Below are 19,670 nucleotides of genomic sequence, written 5' to 3' on the forward strand. Positions count from 1 at the left end.
GCTCGGGTGTCGGCATGTAAATGGTCCCCCTGTTGCCCGGACTGCTCGATCCGTCGGTTGTGCCCACCCCGGTGCCCCGTCCTAGGCTGGCGTGAGTCGATCTCCGGACGCGCGGCCCATGCTAGGAAACGACCGGACCCGCAGGCTAGGGCCTAAAGACCGTGGCCCTGTTCGCTGCGACGGGTTTGCCCGGTTCGTGCGTCGATTGATGGTATTGACCTGCTCAGCGTAGCCGAAAGGGTTCGTCTTGTGGCCGAGAGTAGCGGTGCCGAGCGACGACCACGGGTCCGCCTTCTCGGTAAGGCGGACTGTCACCTCTGCGACGACGCCCGGACGGTGATCGCCGAGGTCTGCGCCGAGCTCGGCGTCGCCTGGACCGAGGACGACCTCGGCGGCTCGCCGGACGAACTCGCGCGCTGGTGGGACAAGATCCCCGTCACCCTCGTCGACGGTGAGGTGCACAACTACTGGCGCCTCGACCCGACCCGCCTCCGCACCGCACTGACCAGGCCACCCCGCCGCTGACGGGCGCCACGGCTAGGGCTGGTGGGCGTGGTGGATGCGGACGGCCCGGAGCCAGTCGATCCAGAGCCAGCCGGCCACGAGGGCGCCGACGATCCCGGCCACGCAGATCGTGACACCGATCGTCAGCTGCCGCGCGAGCGCGCCCGCGGCGATCGTCGACACGCCCTGGGCGAGCATCAGCAGGGTCTGCGCGAGACCGAGGGCCTGGCCGCGGGTCGCGTGCGGCACGATCGAGATGAACGCCTGGTTGGCGGCGAGGTTGTAGCCGCAGGCGAGTCCCGAGAGGAACAGCAGCAGGCACGAGACGTAGAAGCCCGGCACGAACCAGAACGGCAGCAGCAGGAGCAGCCCGGCGACGGCGAGCGGGCCCATCAAGCCGACCCGGCGGCTTGGCCTGACCAGCCTGGTGATCAGGATCGCGCCGAGCGCGACGCCGAGCGGTCCGAGTGCCAGCATCGCGCCGGCGTGCGTGGCGTCGAGGCCGAGCTCCTGGCGGACGTACGGGACGGCCAGCGCCTCGGGGACGACGTAGAAGCCGGCGAGCATGCCCAGACCGATGAGCGCGCGGAGCCGCGGGTCGGCGAAGATCGCCCGCGAGCCGTGTCGTACGAGGTGCCGCAGGGTCGGCCTGCGGTCGGCGTGCGGGGCGTCGCGCTTGCGCATGCCGACGCGGAACAGCAGGGCGGCGAGGAGGAACGAGGCCGCGTTGAGGGCGAGAGCCTGCGGTGCCCCGATCAGGGCGACGGCGATGCCGCCCACCGCGAAGCCGAGCACCTGGGTGGCCTGGTTGGTGGTCTGGGTGACGGCGCTGCCGACGACGAACAGGTCACCGGGGAGGATGTCGGGCAGGCTCGCGGAGCGCGCCGCCTCGAACGGTGGTCGCGCGAGACCGGTGGCGAAGACCAGGACGAACAGCACCCACAGCGGCAGACCGGGGATGACCATCAGCCCGACGAGGCAGGCGCGGACGAGGTCGGTGGTGATGAGCACCGCGCGGCGGGGGTACCTGTCGGCGAGCGGCGACAGCAGGGGGCCTGCGACCAGGTACGGCAGGTAGGTGACGCCGTAGGTCAGGGTCGTCAGCAGCGCGGAGCCGGTGCGGTCGAAGACGAGGATCGACAGCGCGACCTTGGCGAGCTGGTCGCCGATCCCCGACTGGGCGAGCGCGATCCAGAGCACCTGGAACTCGCGCACGGAGAAGACCTCCCCGAACCGCGCAGTGCGGTCCTGGGAGGGCGGGCGGAACGCACGGTCTTCCCCGAGAGACATTGGCGTGAAGACTAACCCCACGGTAGTTCGGACGCTGCGGTAATCCCCAACCCACGCGAGGTGTTCGCGCCGGCCGGTCGGGCCCGGTGGCCGGATCCTCGGGGACACTGTGCCATGACGGGCTTCTGTCGTTCTGCTGAGCAGCCGGCCGACGTCACGTACCGTGGTGTCCATGGCGATGCCGCAGATCTTCGAGGAGCCCAAGAAGCCGCTGGGCGCCGTCACGGCGGTCGTCGCCGCGTTCGGCGGGATCTTCGCGTATGGGCAGGACCGCAGCGACCTGGGCATGATCGTCGTGCTCTTCGTGCCGGTCGTGATCCTGGCCCTCGTCGCCAGGACGAGCAAGGGGTTCCGCGGCTGGCTCCTCCTGGTCATCGCGTGGGTCCTCGGCGTGCTCGGCGCCGGGGCCGTCCTCGGCGTGAACTGACGAGGGCTCCGGGCCCCCGACTTTGTGCGAACGTTCACAAGGACGTAGCCTGGGGACGAGAGCGCACCGTCCGTCGCGGCGCGTCCACCCCGTCCAGGAGTCCCGTGTCGTCGCCCAACCGTCCCGCCGACCGCGTCCGCCGCGCGCACGGGGGTCGTGACCGCGGCATCCCTGACGCCACCGTCGCCAGGCTGCCGCTCTACCTGCGTGCCCTGACCGGGCTGGGCGAGCGCGGCACCCTGACGGTCTCGTCCGAGGACCTCGCCGCCGCGTCGGGGGTCAACTCGGCGAAGCTTCGCAAGGACCTCTCGCACCTCGGGTCGTACGGCACTCGCGGCGTCGGCTATGACGTGCAGTACCTCGTCTACCAGATCTCCCGCGAGCTCGGCCTCACCCAGGACTGGGCGGTGGCCATCATCGGGATGGGCAACCTGGGCCGCGCCCTCGCCGACTATGGCGGCTTCGTGTCGCGCGGGTTCAGCGTGGCGGCGCTGTTCGACGTCGACCCGGGCAAGGTCGGCAACCAGGTGGCCGAGAAGGTCGTGCGGCACGTCGACACGCTCGAGGCGGTCGTCCGCGAGGCGCGCATCGCGATCGGGGTCATCGCGACGCCCCCGCAGGCCGCGCAGGACGTCTGCGACCGGCTCGTCGCTGCCGGTGTCCGGAGCATCCTCAATTTCGCGCCCGCCGTGTTGCATGTGCCGTCGGACGTGCAGCTACGTAAGGTCGACCTGTCGATCGAACTGCAGATCCTCGCGTTCCACGTCCAGCGCAACACCGGTGTCGACCCGGTGCACGCGATCCAGGACGCCGGCACGAGTGACGACCGAGGAGGTGAGCGACGGTGACACTGCTCGTGGTGGGGCTCAACCACCGCACCGCCCCCGTCGACGTGCTGGAACGCGCCGTGGCGGCCGACGCCCACGGCAAGGTCACCGCCGACGTGCGTGACTCCCACAACGTCCTCGAGTCCGTCGTCCTCGTGACGTGCAACCGGGTCGAGCTCTACGCCGACGTCACGAGGTTCCACGTCGGGGTCGCCGACCTCACGAGCGCGCTCGAGCGCCACAGCGGCGTGCCGCAGGAGCAGCTCACCCGCTGCCTCTACGTCCACTACCAGGAGCGCGCCGTCCAGCACCTGTTCGGCGTCGCCTGCGGGCTCGACTCGATGGTGGTGGGCGAGCCGCAGATCCTCGGCCAGGTACGCACCGCGATGCGCACGGCCGACGACGACGGCAGCCTGGGTCGCGAGCTCGGCGAGCTGTTCCGCCGCGCGCTGCGGGTGGGCAAGCGCGCGCGGTCGGAGGCCGGCATCGACGCCACGGGTGCGTCGCTCGTCAGCGTGGCCCTCGACGAGGTCCGCGAGCTCACTGGCGAGGCGGCCGGCAGGCGCGCGCTCGTCGTCGGGGCCGGTGCGATGGGCGGCCTCGCCGTGTCCGCGCTGAGCCGTGCGGGTGCCGACGTCGTCGTCGCCAACCGCACCCCGGAGCCGGCCGCGCGGCTCGCGGCCGACTACGGCGGACGGGCGGTGGGGCTCGCCGACGTCGACGCCGAGCTCGCCGCAGCCGATGTCGTGGTCACCTGCACCGGTGCGGTCGGCACCGTGCTCTCCCGGTCCGGCGTCGAGGCCGCGCTGGCGCGCCGCGACGGTCGCCGGCTCGTGCTCGTCGACCTCGCCGTGCCCCGTGACGTCGATCCCGAGGTCGCCGACCTGCCGGGCGTCACGCTCGTGGGGCTCGAGCGGCTCGCCGACCGCAGCACCGAACCGGCCGAGGTGGCCGCCGTACGCCGGCTCGTCGCCGAGGAGATCGAGGCGTTCGCCAGGAGCCTCGAACAGGCCCAGGTGGCGCCCACGGTCGCCGCGCTGCGCGGTGTCGCGGCGCGGGTCGTCGAGCACGAGATGGAGCGGCTGCGCGGCCGCGCACCCGACCTCGACGAGCGCACCAGGGCCGAGGTCGCCAAGACGGTCCACCGGATCGTCGACAAGCTCCTGCATACCCCGACCGTGCGGGTGAAGCAGCTCGCGTCGGGGCCCGGCGGCGGCTCCTACGCCGCCGCGCTGCGCGAGCTGTTCGACCTCGACCCGGCCACGGCTGAGGCCGTCGCCCGGGTCGACCATGGTCGCGGGGGAGACGGCGAGTCGTGACCAAGGCCATCAGAATCGGCACCAGGGCGAGCGCGCTCGCGCACGCCCAGACCCAGCTCGTCGCCGACGCGCTCGCCGAGGCGTCCGGCCGCACCGTCGAGCTCGTCGACGTGACGACCTACGGAGACGTCAACCGCGGCTCGCTCGCGCAGATCGGCGGCACCGGCGTCTTCGTCAGCGCCCTTCGCGACCGGCTGCTCGACGGCACCGTCGACGTCGCCGTCCACTCGCTGAAGGACCTGCCGACCGCCGAGCCGGAGGGCCTCGCTCTCGGGGCGGTACCCGTCCGCGGGCACTGGGCCGACGCGCTCGTGGCACCGGGTGCCCGCACCCTCGCCGCGCTGCCCGCCGGCGCGCGGGTGGGCACGGGCTCGCCGCGGCGCGCCGCGCAGCTGCTCGCCGCCCGTCCCGACCTCGAGATCATCGACATCAGGGGCAATGTCGACTCCCGGCTGAAGCGCGTGCTCGGTGGCCCCGACGTACCCGACGAGCGCCGGCTCGACGCCGTGGTGCTCGCGCACGCCGGGCTCGACCGCCTCGGTCGCGCCGGCGTCGTCACCGAGGTGCTCGGGCCCGACGTCATGCTGCCGGCACCCGGGCAGGGCGCCCTCGCCGTCGAGTGCCGGGGCGACGACGAGGGAACCGCGGCGCTCCTCGCGGCGTTGGACGATCGGGGGAGCCGGGCTACCGTCACCGCTGAGCGTGCGCTGCTCGCGGCGTTGGAGGCCGGGTGCGCAGCCCCCGTGGGTGCGCTCGCGACCGTGATCGACGCCGGACGGCTGGAGCTGACGGCCGGCGCGTTTGCTCTCGACGGCACCGTTTCGGTAAGAAGGACCGCCACTGGTTCCTCAGGTGAGCCCGCACGACTCGGCCGCGAACTCGCGGCGGGGTTGCTCGCCGAGGGTGCCGCAGCTCTGATGGGAGAGCACGTCTAGTGAGCTCGGCTCGCACCCGCAAGAAGAAGACAAGAGGACAGATCTGGTTCCTCGGGGCAGGTCCCGGCGACCCGGAGCTCCTGACGCTCCGCGGTGTCGCCGCGCTGTCCGACGCCGAGGTCCTCGTCGTCGACGCCGACGTCGCGACCGACTCGCTGCGCGGCAGGTGCCGCGACGACGTCGAGGTGCACCGGGTCGACGGTGACGACCACGCCGGCAACGGCAAGCTCGTCGTCCGCGAGGCCAGGGCCGGCCGCCAGGTCGTCCGCCTGGTCGGCGGCGACCCCGTGCTGTTCGGGCCGTTCGCCAACGAGGCCGCGGCATGCGCCAAGGCCGGCCTCCCGTACGAGGTGCTCCCCGGCGTCAGCGCGGCGATTGCCGTCCCCGCCTACGCGGGCGTGCCGCTCACGACCGCGAAGCAGCGCGAGGTACGGGTCGTGTCGGCAGCGGACGAGACCGAGGTCTCCGCGCTCGGCGACTCCACCGCCACGGTGGTCGTCCTCGACGTCGAGGCGGCGGTCGCCGAGACCGCGGCGGCACTCGTCGAGGGCGGCAGGGACGAGTCCACGCCCGTCTCCGTCACCTGGGAGGGCACCACCACGAGGCAGCGCACCGTCGTGTCGACCCTCGGCGGCGTGGCCGCCGACACCAAGGACTCCGACACCGAGGCGCCTGCCGTGCTCGTCGTCGGCGACGTCGTGGCGCAGCGCGAGCGCCTGTCGTGGTTCGAGACCAAACCACTGTTCGGTTGGCGGGTGCTCATCCCGCGCACGAGGGAGCAGGCCGCACCGCTGACCGAGCGGCTGCGCCGCTACGGCGCGGTGCCCGAGGAGGTCCCCACGATCTCCGTCGAGCCGCCGCGCACCCCGCAGCAGATGGAGCGCGCCGTCAAGGGGCTCGTCAACGGCAGCTACGAGTGGCTGGTGTTCACCTCGGCCAACGCCGTCCGTGCCGTCCGCGAGAAGTTCACCGAGTACGGCCTCGACGCGCGTGCGTTCGCCGGAGTCAAGATCGCCGCCATCGGCGAGCAGACTGCCGAGTCGATCGAGGCGTTCGGCATCAGGCCCGACCTCGTCCCGACCGGCCAGCAGTCGAGCGAGGGCCTGCTGGAGGAGTTCCCGCCGTACGACTCGGTGTTCGACCCGATCAACAAGGTGCTGCTGCCACGCGCCGACATCGCCACCGAGACGCTCGTCGCCGGTCTCGAACGGCTCGGCTGGGAGGCCGAGGACGTCACCGCGTACCGCACCGTCCGCGCGGCGCCGCCGCCGGCCGAGACCCGTGAGGCGATCAAGTCGGGCGGGTTCGACGCGGTGCTGTTCACCTCGTCCTCGACCGTCCGCAACCTCGTCGGCATCGCGGGCAAGCCGCACGCCACCACGATCGTCGGCGTGATCGGTCCTGCGACGGCGGAGACCGCAGAGGAGTTCGGCCTGCGGGTCGACGTCACCGCGTCGTCGCCGTCCGCGCTGCAGCTGGCCGACGAGGTGGCGGAGTTCGCCGCGACCCGTCGCGACGAGATGCTCGAGGCCGGCCAGGCGTTCCGCCGCCCCAGCGAGATGCGCCGCGGAGCCCGCCGCCGCGCCAAGTAGTCGAGCACCCGCCGCCCGGCGGGTTCCGGTCATCGCGGCGCTGACGTTCACCTCACGAACATGGACTTCACCTCGCTCCTGCACGAGGTGAAGTCCACGTTGATCACGTCAACGTGATCAACAGGGAGGCAGGCAGCCCGCGGGAGGCCCGGCGTACCCTGGACGGGTGAGCACGCCCCGTTTTCCCGTCGCACGTCCACAGCGCCTCCGTCGGACGCCCGCACTCCGCCGGCTGGTCGCGGAGACCGCACTCGCGCCCGGCGACCTCGTGCTGCCGCTGTTCGTCAAGGAGGGCATCGCGGCGCCGGCGCCCGTCGCCTCGATGCCCGGCGTCGTCCAGCACACCAGGGAGTCGTTGCGCAAGGCGGCGTTCGACGCCGTCTCGGCCGGCGTCGGCGGGCTGATCCTGTTCGGCATCCCGGCGCACAAGGACGCCCGCGGCTCGGGGGCCGACGACCCCGCCGGGATCGTGCAGCTCGCCCTCGGTGACCTCGCCACGGAGGTCGGCGACGAGACGGTGCTCATGGCCGATCTCTGCCTCGACGAGTACACCGACCACGGCCACTGCGCGGTCCTGCGGGCCGACGGGAGCATCGACAACGACGCCACGCTCGAGCGCTACGCCGCGATCGCCGTGGCCCAGGCGCGCGCAGGTGCCCACGTCGTCGGACCGAGCGGCATGATGGACGGCCAGGTCGGCGCGATCCGCACCGCGCTCGACGAGGCGGGCTTCGCCGAGGTCGCGATCCTCGCCTACTCCGTGAAATACGCCTCCGCCTTCTACGGGCCGTTCCGCGAGGCGGCCGAGTGCGTGCCGAGGTTCGGCGACAGGTCCGCGTACCAGCAGGACCCGCCGAACGTCGACGAGGCGTTGCGCGAGGTGCGCATGGATCTCGCCGAGGGCGCCGACATGGTCATGGTGAAGCCGGCGCTCAGCTACCTCGACGTCGTCCGCGTCGTCGCCGACGAGGTCGACGTGCCCGTCGGCGCGTACCAGGTGTCGGGGGAGTACGCGATGATCGAGGCGGCCGCGGCGAACGGCTGGCTCGACCGCGACCGGGTGATCCTCGAGACGCTCACCGCGATGCGGCGTGCCGGTGCCGACATCGTGCTGTCGTACTGGGCGACCGAGGTCGCCCGCCGCCTCACCGCCGGCTGACCAGGGCTCAGCCGCCGACGGTGAAGTCCGCGGGCCGCAACGGCGCCGACGGGAACTCGGCCGCCTCGCCGGTCTCGGGCGGGCCGCACCACAGCTGGTCCACCACCTCGACCACGCCGCCGACCTGGCGGGTCAGGTGCACCGCGAGCGGGATCATCCCACTCGCGGGGACCTCGCCGGAGAGGGTCACCACGGCCTCGGCGACGTCGACCTGTGCCACCGCCGCCACCGACGGCAGGTGGGTCCCCAGGACCTCGCGCACGATCTCCGCCCTGATCTCGTCGTCGGGTCGGACGTACATCGCCAACAGGTCGCGCGCGCCGACGATACCGACGAGCTTGTCCTGCCGGTCGACGACGGGCAGGACTCCGACCCCGCGACCTGCCATCAGCCTGGCCGCGGCGGCGATCGAGGCGTCGGGCGGGATCGTCACCGCCGGGGACGTCATTCGCTCTCCCACGGTGGACGAGGTCGCCAGCGGCCGCCACAGTCGTTTCCGCCGCCGCAGGGGCGACGCGTTCGGGTCGTGCTGGAACAGGTCGGGGTAGGACACGACACCGACGACCCGGTCGTAGAGGTCGAGCACCGGTACGGCGGTGAGACGCAACGCGATCATCAGCTCCGCGAGATCGACCGCGCGCGTGTCCTGCAACGCGATGACGACATCTGCCGTCATGACGTCGCGGACCGGGCGGTGTGCGGACATCGTCATGTCCTGCCCGACCGCCGCGGCGTGAAACGCGGTCCGCACGGCCGGTGCTGGGCACCGTCGCGACGAGGCATGGGCGTCGCCTTCTCCCACCGAAGAAGGCCGCCGGATCCGAGGCGACCGACAACATGGCATCAGCAGTGACAGCTGATGACGAAAACCCTATGCGACCTCACCTGCAAACGACTGCTTCCTCTGTGCCTGGTACAGCACGTAGTCACATCTGCGGGGTGTAGTCGCACGACTCCGGCGTGCGGCTACAGGTCAGCCATGTCGGTGCCTCGGTTCCACGTGCTGATGTCCGCCGTCCCGTCGATGACCGCCGTGGCCAGCTCGCCGAGGCGGGTGTTCGTACGCCTGGCCCGCTGGCGGAGCACGGCGAAGCCGTCGGTCACGCTGATGCCCAGCCGCTCGGCCAGCACACCCTTGGCCTGCTCGATCAGGACCCGGCTGTTGAGTGCGGTCTGTAACTGCTCGGCGAGCACCTCGTGCCGGCGGACCGCGCGTTCGTGCAGGATTCCGATCGTTGCGATGTCTGCGAGTGCCTGGCCGAGCTCCAGGGCAGGCGCACCGAGAGCGCCCGGCGCCTCGCTGAACAGGTTGATCGCACCGATGGTCTCGCTGCGCAGGCGCATCGGCAGGGCGTGGACGGCCCGGTATCCCTCCTGCAGCGCGGCCGGCGCGAACTGCGGCCAGCGCCCTTCCTGCCCCGACAGGTCGGGGCATGAGACGGGTGCGCCCTGGCCGTAGCAGTCGAGGCACGGCCCCTCGGAGTTCTGGAGCTGGAAGAGCTCGAGCAGGCGCGCACGCTCGTGTGACGCCGCTACCGCGTTGAGCCGGCCGCCGAGGTCGACGAGCAGGAGTCCCGAGGCGTCGACGCCCAGGAGCTGGACGCTGCGGTGCGCCAGCATGTCGAGGAAATCGATGACGTCGAACTCGGCGACGAGCGTGTCGGCCAGTTCGACGAAGGTCTCGCGTACGAGCTGGTCAGCGGCGGGAGTCATGACCCTGCATCCTCACTAGTGTCCCGTCCAGGGGAGAACCGAAGCCGCCTGTCGACGACATCACCTGCCACGTCGGCTACCCGCCGGTCGTTCACGTAAGCGTAGGCCCGTAACCGGGCGAGCGCATCGATGGCACCGACGCCGAGCTGTACGGACATCATGCCGGTTGCCTGGTGCACCTCCGCCGATCGCTCGACGAACCCGCCGTCGACGAACGGGCGCCGGGCGGTGTCGACGCCGACGAGGTCGTCGAGCACCAGCGCGAGCGCCGCGTCGGCGTAGACGTACGCGTCGGTCAGCTCGTCGCGGGTGAGTGAACCGGCGCGGCGCCGGTAGAGACCGAGCACGCCGACCTTCACCGCTCCTGCCGCAAGGGGCATCGCGAACACCGCGCGCACGCCGTGGCCGACCGCGGCGGGAGCGAACGCCGGCCAGCGCCGGCCGTTGTCCTCGGTCGACAGGTCGGAGACGAGGACGGACTGGATCAGGCCGAGCGCTTCCACGCACGGGCCCTCGCCGATGGTGAACTGCAGCTCCTCGAGCTCGTCGCTCAGGGGGTCGCTGGAGTAGACGGGCTCGCGGTCGTGTCCAGGGCCGCGGCTGAGGGACAGTCCGGCGCCGGTCACGGGCAGCGCCTCCGCGCAGGCGATGCACGCATGTCGCAGCGAGACGGTCTTCCCCTCGCGCCGGGCGCATTCCGTGACCGCCGTCCAGACCCGGCCGGCGCGGCTGCGGGCCGGTACGACGTTGACCTGCGGAGGGTCTGCCGACACCCGGTCATTGTCGCCCATGCTGCCGGGACCGGACAGTCGGACGGCGGGCGACCGCAGGGAGTGCTCAGTGGTGGCCGCGGTGGGCGTGGACGACGGCGTGGCCGCGTCCGTGCCCGATCATCCATTTGTTGACCGGGGTCGTGACGACGAACGCGATCACGAGCGCCAGCGCCAGTGCGCCCCAGAACAGCGGGCTGGCCAGACCGGCCTCCATCGCACCCGGGACACCGACGATCACGAGGTTGTCGACGATCTCCATCACCGCGATCGACACGGTGTCGGCGGCCAGTGCGATGCGCAGGGCCTGGCGAACGGTCAGACCGGCGCGCATGACACCGCGCATCGTGAGGCCGTAGCCGAAGACGAAGGCCAGCGCGATCGCGAGCACCACTGTGGCCGCGTTCGGCAGGCCGGCGGTCGTGCCGATGACCATGCCGAGTACCTCGCCGATGGCGCAGCCGGTGAGGCAGTGCAGCGTGGCGGATGCGGCGGTCGACCAGGACGCGGTGCTCGTAGCCATGGCAACTCCTCTGCGTAGATACCCCACTAGGGTATCTACGCAGTTCTTGGCCCAACGTCAAGGGAGAGTACCCGGCCGCTATTTGCCGCGATGCTCTCCCTGAGACGGTTGTCCGCCGCGTTCTCCGTCACGAGGTCGGCGGACCGCGTTCCGGAGGTGACCGCGCGGGCGGGGACCGCGCCTGCGAACGTACGTCGACGATGTGCGCCGGGGAAGCCTCGCTCACCGCGACGACCACCGTGCCGTGCGCGGCCGAGTCGATGCCGGAGTAGTGGGTCGGCAGGCCGGTCACCGGGACGACCGCGGGGACCGGGACGGGCCGGGGCCGGTCGCCGTTCCATGGCGGCGCGGCGGTGCCGACGCCGCGCATGCACGGGTCACGGGTCAGCGCGATGAGCGTGGCGTGGAGTCGCGCGACGCTCGGCAGCGGTGCGACGACCGGCTCCGGCGTGGTCGTCGACTCCAGCGTCGAGCCCGGGACCAGGCCGCTGACGTTCGCCGGCTGCAGCTCGGGGTTGTCAGCGGTGGACGAGCCGTCGGTGCCGTCCTGGCCGCTGCCGTCCGAGCCGTTGCCGCCGGAGCCGCCGTCGTCACCGCCGCCGGTCTGGCCCGGCGTCGGCGTCGGCTTCGGGGTGTCGCTCGGCGTGGGTGACGTCGTCGGCGTCGGGTCGGTCGGCGTCGGGTCGGGTGACTGCGTGGTGCAGGGCGTCGGCGACGGCTCGGTGCCGCCGGTCGAGGTCGCGCACGGCGTGGGCTCGCAGGTGGTGGTCGTCGTGGGCGTCGGCGTGCTGGTCGGCGATCCCGTCGGCCGCGGGCTCGTGCACGGTGTCGGCGAGTCGCTCGGGTCTGGTGTCTCCGACGCGTCCCCATCGTCTGCCGCGAGCATCGCGGCCGAGAGCGCACGCCCCTGCGCCGTGCCCTCGGTCCCGTCGGTCTTGTCGTCGGCGCAGGTCGGCGAGGGCGACGGCGTGGGGGTCGGCGTGGCGCTGTCGCTCGGGCACGGGGTCGTGCTGGGGGTCGGCGTGGTCTTGGTCGCCGTCGGGCGCGGCGACGACGCCGTGACCGTGGGCGATGGCGACGTGGTCGAGTCGGTGGGCCGTGGCGTGTCGCCGTCCGAGTCGGTCGGGTCGGGCGAGTCCGGTGGGTCAGGTGAGTCGGACGGGGTCGACCCGGTCGGATCCGGTCGGCTCGAGGTCTCGCCCGGCGTGGGGTCCGGGACGTTCGAGGTCGGTGAGGAGCCGGGCGTGGTGGAACCGGTCGGCCCGCTGCCGCCCGGCGAGGTCGTGCCGACAGACCGCGGCTCCGGCAGGCTGCCGGCGAGTCCGCTGCGGTACGCCTCGGCCAGCGTCAGCACCTGCGCCACGTAGGTGAGCGAGTGGTTGTACCGGTAGACCGCCTGCTCCGGGTCGGCGACCAGGTCGGCGCCGCCGCTGCACAGGTAGCGCGCCGCCGCGAGTGCGGCGTCGAAGACGTTCTGCGGATCGGCCCGGCCGTCGCCGTCGCCGTCTGCGCCGAAGCCCTGCCAGGTGCCGGGGATGAACTGCATCGGACCGACGGCCCGGTCGAAGGTGCTGTCACCGTCGAGGCGGCCACCGTCGGTGTCGCGGATCTTCGTGAGCGTCGGCCCGAGGATGGCGGGGACGGCGACGCCGTCGGTCCCGAGGTTCGCGCCGCCGTGCCGGCCGTGGTCGGACTCGATCCGGCCGATCGCGGCGAGCAAGGCCCAGTCGATGCCGCATTGGGGGGTCGTGCGCGCCATCGTGTCGGCGGCGGACTGGTACGCCTGCATCGCGACCGTGGGGATGCCGTTGCCGGTGAGGCCGGTCGTGCCGACGCGTCCCCTGCCCGTCGGGTCGTCACCGACCGTGATCGGCTCCGCGCCCTCGTAGCCCTCGGATCCATCCGCCCCCGGCTCGGACTCGGGCGGCAACGCTCCGTACCCGGCCTGCGGTGGCGCGGCGAGCGGGGTGCGGGGGACCAGGACGTCGTCGGTGACGGTTCGCGCGGGAACGCCCAGGAGAACAGGCATGATCGCGGCGCAGCACACTGCTGCGACTGCCATCGCGCGCGTTCCACCGGTCACGTGTGCCCCCGATCGCAAGGGGACCGAACACCCAGCTTCCCTCACCTCGGCGGGCGACGGAACCCGCTTCACGAAAGGTTCAGCGGAACGTCGTAGTGCGTAGCGAGGCGGCCTCCAGAGTGAGCATCGCAGCGACCCACCCCCATGCGTGCCATGTGACCACGTAGCGAGGAGCGGAGCGGAGGAGGGCGACGGGAGGCACGACCGCGACGGGCGTTGCGACAGGATGGGGGCATGGTCTCGCCTCCTATCGACCCGACCCTCGAGCCGCGCCTGTCCACCGACAACTCCGCCGCGCTGATGGACCGCGCCCGCAGGAGCATTCCCGGTGGCGTGAACTCGCCCGTCCGGGCGTTCCGCGCCGTGGGCGGCACGCCGCTGTTCATGGAGTCGGGTGAGGGTGCCTGGATCCTCGACGCCGACACCAACGAGTACGTCGACCTCGTGTGCTCGTGGGGCCCGCTGCTGCTCGGTCACGCGTACCCGCCGGTGGTCAAGGCGGTGCGCAGAGCGGTCAGCCGCGGCACGTCGTTCGGCACGCCGACCGAGGGGGAGGTGGCGTTGGCCGAGGAGATCCTGGCGCGTGCCCCGCAGGTCGAACGCGTCCGCCTCGTCAACTCCGGCACCGAGGCGACGATGTCGGCCATCAGGCTCGCCCGTGGGTTCACGAGCCGGCCCAGGGTCGTGAAGTTCGCCGGCTGCTACCACGGTCACGTCGACTCGCTCCTCGCCGCGGCGGGCTCCGGCGTCGCGACGCTCGCCCTGCCCGACTCGCCCGGCGTCACGCCGGCGCAGGCGGCCGACACGATCGTGCTGCCGTACAACGACCTCGAGGCCGTGGAGCGCATGTTCGCCGAACGCGGCGAGGAGATCGCCTGCGTCATCACCGAGGCGGCCGCGGGCAACATGGGCGTGATCGCCCCGCGCGACGGCTTCAACGAGGGGCTGCGCCGGATCTGCGACGAGTACGGCGCGCTGCTCGTCATGGACGAGGTCATGACGGGCTTTCGCGTCACGAGGTCGGGCTGGTATGGCGTCGACGGCGTCGCGGGCGACCTCGTGACGTTCGGCAAGGTGATGGGCGGCGGGTTCCCCGCGGCGGCGTTCGGCGGCCGGGCCGACGTCATGGCGATGCTCGCACCCGAGGGTCCGGTGTACCAGGCGGGCACGCTGTCGGGTAACCCGATCGCGGCCGCCGCCGGTCTCGCGACCCTGCGGGCATGCACCGACGAGGTCTACGCACGCGTCGACGCGACGTCGGCGCGGCTGCGTCAGCTCGTCCACGAGGCGCTCGACGAGGAGGGCGTCGCCCACCGGATCAGCGCCGCGGGCAACATGTTCAGCGTCTTCTTCACCGACGAGGACGTCACCGACTTCGCCGCGGCGAAACGGCAGCAGGCGTACCGGTACTCCGCGTTCTTCCACGAGATGCTCCGTCTCGGGGTCTACCTGCCGCCGAGCGCGTTCGAGGCGTGGTTCGTCTCGGCCGCGCACGACGAGGAAGCGATCGACAGGATCGCCGCGGCGCTGCCGTACGCTGCGCGCGACGCTCTCATCGCGGAGCCGGAAGGGGCGCAGTGACTCCGTTTCCCGGCGGCCTCCGCCGCTCCGCTCCTCGCTCTGTGGTCACGTGGCGCGCAGGAGACGGGGCCGCTGCGATACTCACTTTGGAGGCCGCCTCTTGACAGCCGCCGGCACGCGCACGGTCGTCCACCTGGTCAGGCACGGCGAGGTGCACAACCCCGCCGGCGTGCTGTACGGCCGGCTCCCCGAGTTCCATCTCTCCGAGGCGGGACGTTCGATGGCCGAGCGCGTGGCCACGTGGTTCGCCGGACGCGCCGTGGGTGCCCTCTACTCCTCACCGCTCGTCCGCGCACGCGAGACGGCGGCTCCGCTCGCCGACGCGACCGGCATGGACGTCGAGATCGACCTGCGGCTCATCGAGCCGTGGAACCACTTCGAGGGCCTGACGTTCGGCGTCGGCGACGGCTCGCTGCGGCACCCGCGGCACTGGCCGTACCTGCTCAATCCGCTCCGTCCCTCGTGGGGCGAGCCCTACCGCGAGGTCGTCGCACGGATGCGCGCGGCCATCGCGCGGGTGCGCACCGAAGCGCGGGGCGGCGAAGCGGTGTGCGTGAGCCACCAGCTGCCGATCGAGGTGACGCGGCGCGCACTGCAGGGCGACCGGCTGTGGCACCGGCCCGACCGGCGGCAGTGCGGGCTCGCGAGCGTCACGTCGTTGACCTACTTCGACGACCAGCTGGTCTCGATCGACTACGCCGAACCGGCGACCGACCTGCTCGTCGGACGCCCGGACCAGTTCGGCGCCTGACCACCCCCACCGGGGTCCCCGGCAGCGGTGGCACCGAGAATGGCCGTATGTCCGTCCGCACCGGTCTCGTCGTCGCGCTCTGCGGCGCCGTGTTCGCCGTCGGCGGGTGCACGACGGCCGGTGGTGTCACGGGATCGACCGGCTCCGGCGGCGACAACCAGCGGTACATCTCCGGTGACGGTGAGGTACAGGCGGTGCCCGTCGGCGAACGGAAGCCGGCTCCGGTCCTGACCGGCGAGTCGTTGTCCGGCAAGCGGATCAGCACAGCGTCGTACCGCGGTGACGTCGTCGTCGTGAACTTCTGGGCGTCGTGGTGCGCGCCGTGCCGCTCCGAGGCGCCGGCGCTGCAGGGCGTCCAGGACGCCACCCGCAAGGACGGCGTGCGCGTCGTCGGCGTGAACTTCAAGGACAACCGCGCCAACGCGAGCGTCTTCGTGCGGGAGTTCGACCTGACCTACCCGAGCATCTACGACCAGCCGGGGGAGACGGCACTCGCGTTCCGCGGCGAGCTGCCGCCCGCGGCGGTGCCGAGCACGATCGTCGTCGACCGCGAGGGCAGGGTGGCGGCGCGCATCATCGGCGAGACCACGTACACGAAGCTGTTGCGGGTCGTCCGGCAGGTGGCCGGTGGTTGACTTCCTGGTCCAGGCGGTGACCGGCGGGTCGCTGCTGCTCGCCTTGCCGGTGGCGATGTTCGCCGGCCTCGTCTCGTTCCTCTCGCCGTGCGTGCTGCCGCTCGCGCCGGGCTACGTGTCGTACGTCACCGGCCTGTCCGGCGCCGACCTCGCGGCAGGCGGTCACCGGGGCAGGACCCTCGCCGGCTCGGCGCTGTTCGTCGCCGGCTTCAGCGCGGTGGTCGTCAGCGCCGGGGCGCTCTTCGGCGGTGTCGGCTACCTCCTCCAGGAGTACGCCGACCCGATCACTCGCGTGCTCGGCGTCGTCACGTTCGCGCTCGGCCTCGCGTTCATCGGCATGGTGCCGTGGCTGCAGCGCGACACCCGTCCCGTGCACAGGTGGCCGGCGCACCTGGGCATGGTCGGGGCGCCGCTGCTCGGCGTGCTGTTCGGCATCGGCTGGACGCCGTGCCTCAGCCCGACGCTCGGAGCGGTGCAGACGCTGGCGTTCAGCGAGGGCAGCGCGCTTCGCGGTGCGGTGCTCGGCGTCGCCTACTGCGTCGGTCTCGGCCTCCCGTTCCTGTTGGCGGGGGTGGCGTTCCGCCATGCGCTCGGGGCGTTCGGTCGGCTGCGGCGACTCGGGCCGCTGGTCACCCGCGTCGGCGGCGCCATGCTCATGGTGCTCGGCGTGCTGCTGGTGACGGGTGTGTGGACACAGATGGTCATGGCGATGCGTGGCTGGGTGTCGGGCTTCCAAACGATTGTGTAGAGGCAGACGATTGTGTAGGGGCAGAAGTGGGAGCGGATGACGCGTAGCGAGGCGGTCGAGTCCGAGCAGGCGGTCGACGACGCCGTCGTCGAGCCCGGGGACGAGCTCGGCACCAAGCCGGTCGAGCCCGCGGCGCTGCGACCGCGTGGCATCGGCGTCCGCGGCTCGCTGCGCTGGGGCTGGCGTCAGCTCACGTCGATGCGCACCGCCCTGGTGCTGCTCTTCCTGCTCGCCCTCGCCGCGATCCCCGGATCGCTGCTGCCCCAGCGGGCGGTGAACGAGGGCGGTGTCGCGCAGTACTTCGTGGAGCACCCGAAGCTCGCGCCCGTCCTCGACGCCATGTCCGGCTTCGACGTCTTCGCCGCACCCTGGTTCGCGGCGATCTACCTGCTGCTGTTCGTCTCGCTGGTCGGCTGCATCATCCCGCGTACGAAGGCGCACCTCGCGCAGATGCGCGCGCGACCGCCGGCCGCACCTCGCAACCTCGGCCGGCTGCCGCACAGCGACGGCTTCGAGGTCGACGCGACGCCAGGTGAGGCGATGCGCGCCGCGGAGGAGCTGCTGCGGTCCAAGCGCTTCCGGGTCGACGCGTCGGACGGCGACCGCCCCTCGGTCGCGGCAGAGAAGGGGTTCCTGCGCGAGACCGGCAACCTCACGTTCCACGTCGCGCTGCTCGTGCTGCTCGTGGCCGTGGCGCTCGGCTCGCTGTTCGGCTACCGCGGCAACGTCCTCGTGACCGAGGGCGACGGGTTCGCCAACACGGTGATCTCCTACGACTCGCTGCAGCGCGGCCGGCTGTTCGCCGACGACCGGATGGCGCCGTTCACCGTGACGCTCGAGGACTTCAAGGCGACCTATGTCGCCCGCGGCGAGGAACGTGGGACGCCGGAGACGTTCGACGCCCGGCTCAGGTACCGCGAGGAGCCCGGCGGGCCGAGCCGGCCGTACGACCTGCGGGTCAACGCGCCGCTCGAGGTCGGCGGGAGCAAGGTCTACCTGCTCGGCCACGGCTACTCGCCACAGCTCACCATCCGCGACGCGAAGGGCGAGGTGACCTACGCCGGCGCCGTGCCGTTCGTCCCGCAGGACACCCGCACCTACGCGTCGCAGGGCGTGGTCAAGGTGCCGGCGACCGACCCCCAGCAGGGCTACCAGATGTACTTCCTGCCCACCTTCGCGATGAGCAAGTCGCGGGGCCCGACGTCCGCGTTCCCCGCGCCGCTCGATCCCGTGCTGCTGCTCGTCGCGTACGAGGGCGACCTCGGCCTCGACCGGGGCACCTCCCAGTCGGTCTTCGCGCTCGACACGAGCAAGATGACGCAGGTACGCCTGCCGCAGGGCAAGCAGCTGCTGCGTCCCGGCGACAAGGTGGAGCTGCCCCGCGGGCGCGGCAGCGTCGAGTTCTCCGGGCTGCGCGAGTACGCCGCCCTGCAGGTCAACCACGATCCCGGTCAGCTGCTGGCGCTGGTCAGCGCGGCGGTCGCGATCGGCTCCCTGTTGCTGTCGCTGTTCGTGCGGCGCCGGCGGGTGTGGGCACGCGCGAGCGACGACGGCGCGGGGCGTACCGTGGTCGAGCTGGGCGGCCTGACCCGAAGTGACGGCGTCGGCGGGTTCGCCACCGAGTTCAGGGATCTGGTCGAGGCGTTGCGAGCGGAGCTGCCCGCGCGCGACAAGCGGACCGACGAGGGAGCCGACACATGACTGAGTACTCCGCCGGCCTCCGCCGCTCCGCTCCTCGCTCACTGACGCGTGGCGTCGAGGGTGCGGGTTCCGTTCTCGCTGCGATGCTCACTCTGGAGGCCGGCTCATGACGATGACGGGTTACGCCAACCTGTCCAACCTGCTGATGAACGTCGCGATCGTGGGCTACTCCATCGCGATGCTCGTCTACGCGATGGAGATGCTCACCGCACGCGTCGTCGTCGCGAAGCGCGCCCCGGAGCGGAAGCCGGCGCTCGTGGGCGCCGGCGCGGCGGGCGCCGACGACAGCGACGAGCCGGACACCGCGCCCGCCACCACGGGCGAGGGTCCGGGGGCGCGCTCGCTGTTCCTCGGCCGCGCGGCGGTGGTGGTCACGGTCGTGGCGTGGGCGGCGCACCTCGCGCAGATCGTCACCCGCGGGGTCGCGGCCGACCGTTGGCCGTGGGGCAACATGTACGAGTTCACCTCGACGATCTGCTTCGCGGCGGTCACCGCGTTCCTGCTGATCCTGCTCAAGCAGAACATCCGCTTCCTCGGCCTCTACCTCCTCGTGCCCGTCGTGCTCGGCCTCGGCCTCAACGGCGCCCTGCTCTACAAGTCCGCCGGACCGCTCGTGCCGGCGCTCGACTCGTACTGGATCGCGATCCACGTGACGGCGGCGACCGTGGCGATCGGTCTGTTCGCCGTCGCGACGGTCGCCTCCGTGCTCTACCTGCTCGCCGAGCGGCACCGGGGCAGGCTCGCCCGCGGCCTGCCGACAGAGTCGGCAGGCCTGATCCGCCGGCTGCCGGCGCCTGAGGTGCTCGACAAGCTGGCGTACCGCGTGGTCGCCGTGTCGTTCCCGTTGTGGACGTTCGGCATCGTCGGCGGTGCGATCTGGGCGGAAGCCGCCTGGGGTCGCTACTGGGGCTGGGACCCCAAGGAGACCTGGAGCTTCATCATCTGGGTGATCTATGCCGGATACCTGCACGCGCGGGTGACGGCGGGGTGGCGCGGTCGCCGCGCGGCGATCATCGCGATCGTCGCGTTCGCGGCGATCTGCGTGAACTACTTCGTGGTGAACATCTGGATCGTCGGCCTGCACTCGTACGCCTGAGAAGTTCCTCGGCGCA

Annotated in this window: 18 protein-coding genes; 12 read left to right on the forward strand and 6 right to left on the reverse strand. The window is 72.1% G+C overall.

Translation table 11 applies throughout. The features are described from left to right. The first annotated feature begins 249 nt into the window (after window positions 1–249). A complete protein-coding gene (locus GEV10_08005; GenBank protein ID MQA78407.1) occupies window positions 250–525 on the forward strand; it encodes a glutaredoxin family protein in 276 nt (91 codons plus the stop codon). A gap of 12 nt (window positions 526–537) precedes the next feature. On the opposite strand, the gene GEV10_08010 is transcribed toward GEV10_08005, so the two are convergent. Further along, window positions 538–2,169 carry an MFS transporter gene (locus GEV10_08010; protein MQA78408.1) on the reverse strand — a complete coding sequence of 544 codons (1,632 nt, stop codon included), beginning with the start codon at window positions 2,167–2,169 and terminating at the stop codon, window positions 538–540. On the opposite strand from GEV10_08010, the gene GEV10_08015 reads away from it, so the two are divergent. The 5 genes from GEV10_08015 (at window position 1,909) to hemB (ending at window position 8,053) form a co-directional block, all read left to right on the forward strand. Further along, window positions 1,909–3,069, forward strand: a complete 1,161-nt coding sequence (locus tag GEV10_08015; protein ID MQA78409.1) for a redox-sensing transcriptional repressor Rex — start codon at window positions 1,909–1,911, stop codon at window positions 3,067–3,069. The genes GEV10_08010 and GEV10_08015 overlap by 261 nt on opposite strands. After that, window positions 3,066–4,367: a glutamyl-tRNA reductase gene (locus tag GEV10_08020; protein MQA78410.1), complete on the forward strand. Its 1,302-nt coding sequence runs from the start codon at window positions 3,066–3,068 to the stop codon at window positions 4,365–4,367. Before GEV10_08015 ends, GEV10_08020 begins: the two co-directional genes overlap by 4 nt. Next, window positions 4,364–5,302 carry a hydroxymethylbilane synthase gene (hemC, locus tag GEV10_08025; GenBank protein MQA78411.1) on the forward strand — a complete coding sequence of 313 codons (939 nt, stop codon included), beginning with the start codon at window positions 4,364–4,366 and terminating at the stop codon, window positions 5,300–5,302. The genes GEV10_08020 and hemC overlap by 4 nt, the downstream gene beginning before the upstream one ends. Continuing rightward, window positions 5,302–6,894, forward strand: coding sequence for a bifunctional uroporphyrinogen-III C-methyltransferase/uroporphyrinogen-III synthase (locus tag GEV10_08030; protein ID MQA78412.1), 1,593 nt, complete (start codon window positions 5,302–5,304; stop codon window positions 6,892–6,894). The genes hemC and GEV10_08030 overlap by 1 nt, the downstream gene beginning before the upstream one ends. A gap of 166 nt (window positions 6,895–7,060) precedes the next feature. Then, a complete protein-coding gene (gene hemB / locus GEV10_08035) occupies window positions 7,061–8,053 on the forward strand; it encodes a porphobilinogen synthase (GenBank protein ID MQA78413.1) in 993 nt (330 codons plus the stop codon). A 7-nt stretch (window positions 8,054–8,060) separates the two neighbouring features. Here hemB and GEV10_08040 read toward each other — a convergent pair whose 3' ends face one another. From GEV10_08040 to GEV10_08060, 5 genes are all read right to left on the reverse strand, one after another. Next, window positions 8,061–8,897, reverse strand: coding sequence for a CBS domain-containing protein (locus tag GEV10_08040; protein MQA78414.1), 837 nt, complete (start codon window positions 8,895–8,897; stop codon window positions 8,061–8,063). 122 nt (window positions 8,898–9,019) lie between these two features. After that, window positions 9,020–9,766 carry an ANTAR domain-containing protein gene (locus GEV10_08045; protein MQA78415.1) on the reverse strand — a complete coding sequence of 249 codons (747 nt, stop codon included), beginning with the start codon at window positions 9,764–9,766 and terminating at the stop codon, window positions 9,020–9,022. Then, on the reverse strand, window positions 9,763–10,539 hold the full coding sequence (locus tag GEV10_08050) for a hypothetical protein (GenBank protein ID MQA78416.1): 777 nt from the start codon (window positions 10,537–10,539) through the stop codon (window positions 9,763–9,765). Before GEV10_08050 ends, GEV10_08045 begins: the two co-directional genes overlap by 4 nt. A 64-nt stretch (window positions 10,540–10,603) precedes the next feature. Next, the gene (locus tag GEV10_08055; GenBank protein MQA78417.1) at window positions 10,604–11,059 is read right to left on the reverse strand and encodes a DUF4396 domain-containing protein; all 456 of its coding nucleotides are present in this window, start codon (window positions 11,057–11,059) and stop codon (window positions 10,604–10,606) included. Between the two features lie 127 nt (window positions 11,060–11,186). Further along, on the reverse strand, window positions 11,187–13,121 hold the full coding sequence (locus tag GEV10_08060; protein ID MQA78418.1) for a hypothetical protein: 1,935 nt from the start codon (window positions 13,119–13,121) through the stop codon (window positions 11,187–11,189). A gap of 255 nt (window positions 13,122–13,376) precedes the next feature. On the opposite strand from GEV10_08060, the gene hemL reads away from it, so the two are divergent. From hemL to ccsB, 6 genes are all read left to right on the forward strand, one after another. Beyond that, window positions 13,377–14,723 carry a glutamate-1-semialdehyde 2,1-aminomutase gene (gene hemL, locus GEV10_08065; protein MQA78419.1) on the forward strand — a complete coding sequence of 449 codons (1,347 nt, stop codon included), beginning with the start codon at window positions 13,377–13,379 and terminating at the stop codon, window positions 14,721–14,723. Window positions 14,724–14,823: 100 nt separating this feature from the next. Continuing rightward, entirely contained in the window at window positions 14,824–15,474 is a 651-nt protein-coding gene (locus tag GEV10_08070) for a histidine phosphatase family protein (protein ID MQA78420.1), read from the forward strand. A gap of 47 nt (window positions 15,475–15,521) precedes the next feature. Continuing rightward, entirely contained in the window at window positions 15,522–16,109 is a 588-nt protein-coding gene (locus GEV10_08075; protein MQA78421.1) for a redoxin domain-containing protein, read from the forward strand. A 55-nt stretch (window positions 16,110–16,164) separates the two neighbouring features. Further along, complete coding sequence (locus GEV10_08080; GenBank protein ID MQA78422.1) at window positions 16,165–16,857, forward strand: cytochrome c biogenesis protein CcdA; 693 nt, start codon at window positions 16,165–16,167, stop codon at window positions 16,855–16,857. Window positions 16,858–16,893: 36 nt separating this feature from the next. Further along, the gene (locus GEV10_08085; protein MQA78423.1) at window positions 16,894–18,558 is read left to right on the forward strand and encodes a cytochrome c biogenesis protein ResB; all 1,665 of its coding nucleotides are present in this window, start codon (window positions 16,894–16,896) and stop codon (window positions 18,556–18,558) included. A gap of 106 nt (window positions 18,559–18,664) precedes the next feature. Next, window positions 18,665–19,654: a c-type cytochrome biogenesis protein CcsB gene (gene ccsB, locus GEV10_08090; protein MQA78424.1), complete on the forward strand. Its 990-nt coding sequence runs from the start codon at window positions 18,665–18,667 to the stop codon at window positions 19,652–19,654. Window positions 19,655–19,670: the final 16 nt, after the last annotated feature.

It is taken from the genome of Streptosporangiales bacterium (assembly GCA_009379955.1).
Classification (GTDB): domain Bacteria; phylum Actinomycetota; class Actinomycetes; order Streptosporangiales; family WHST01; genus WHST01.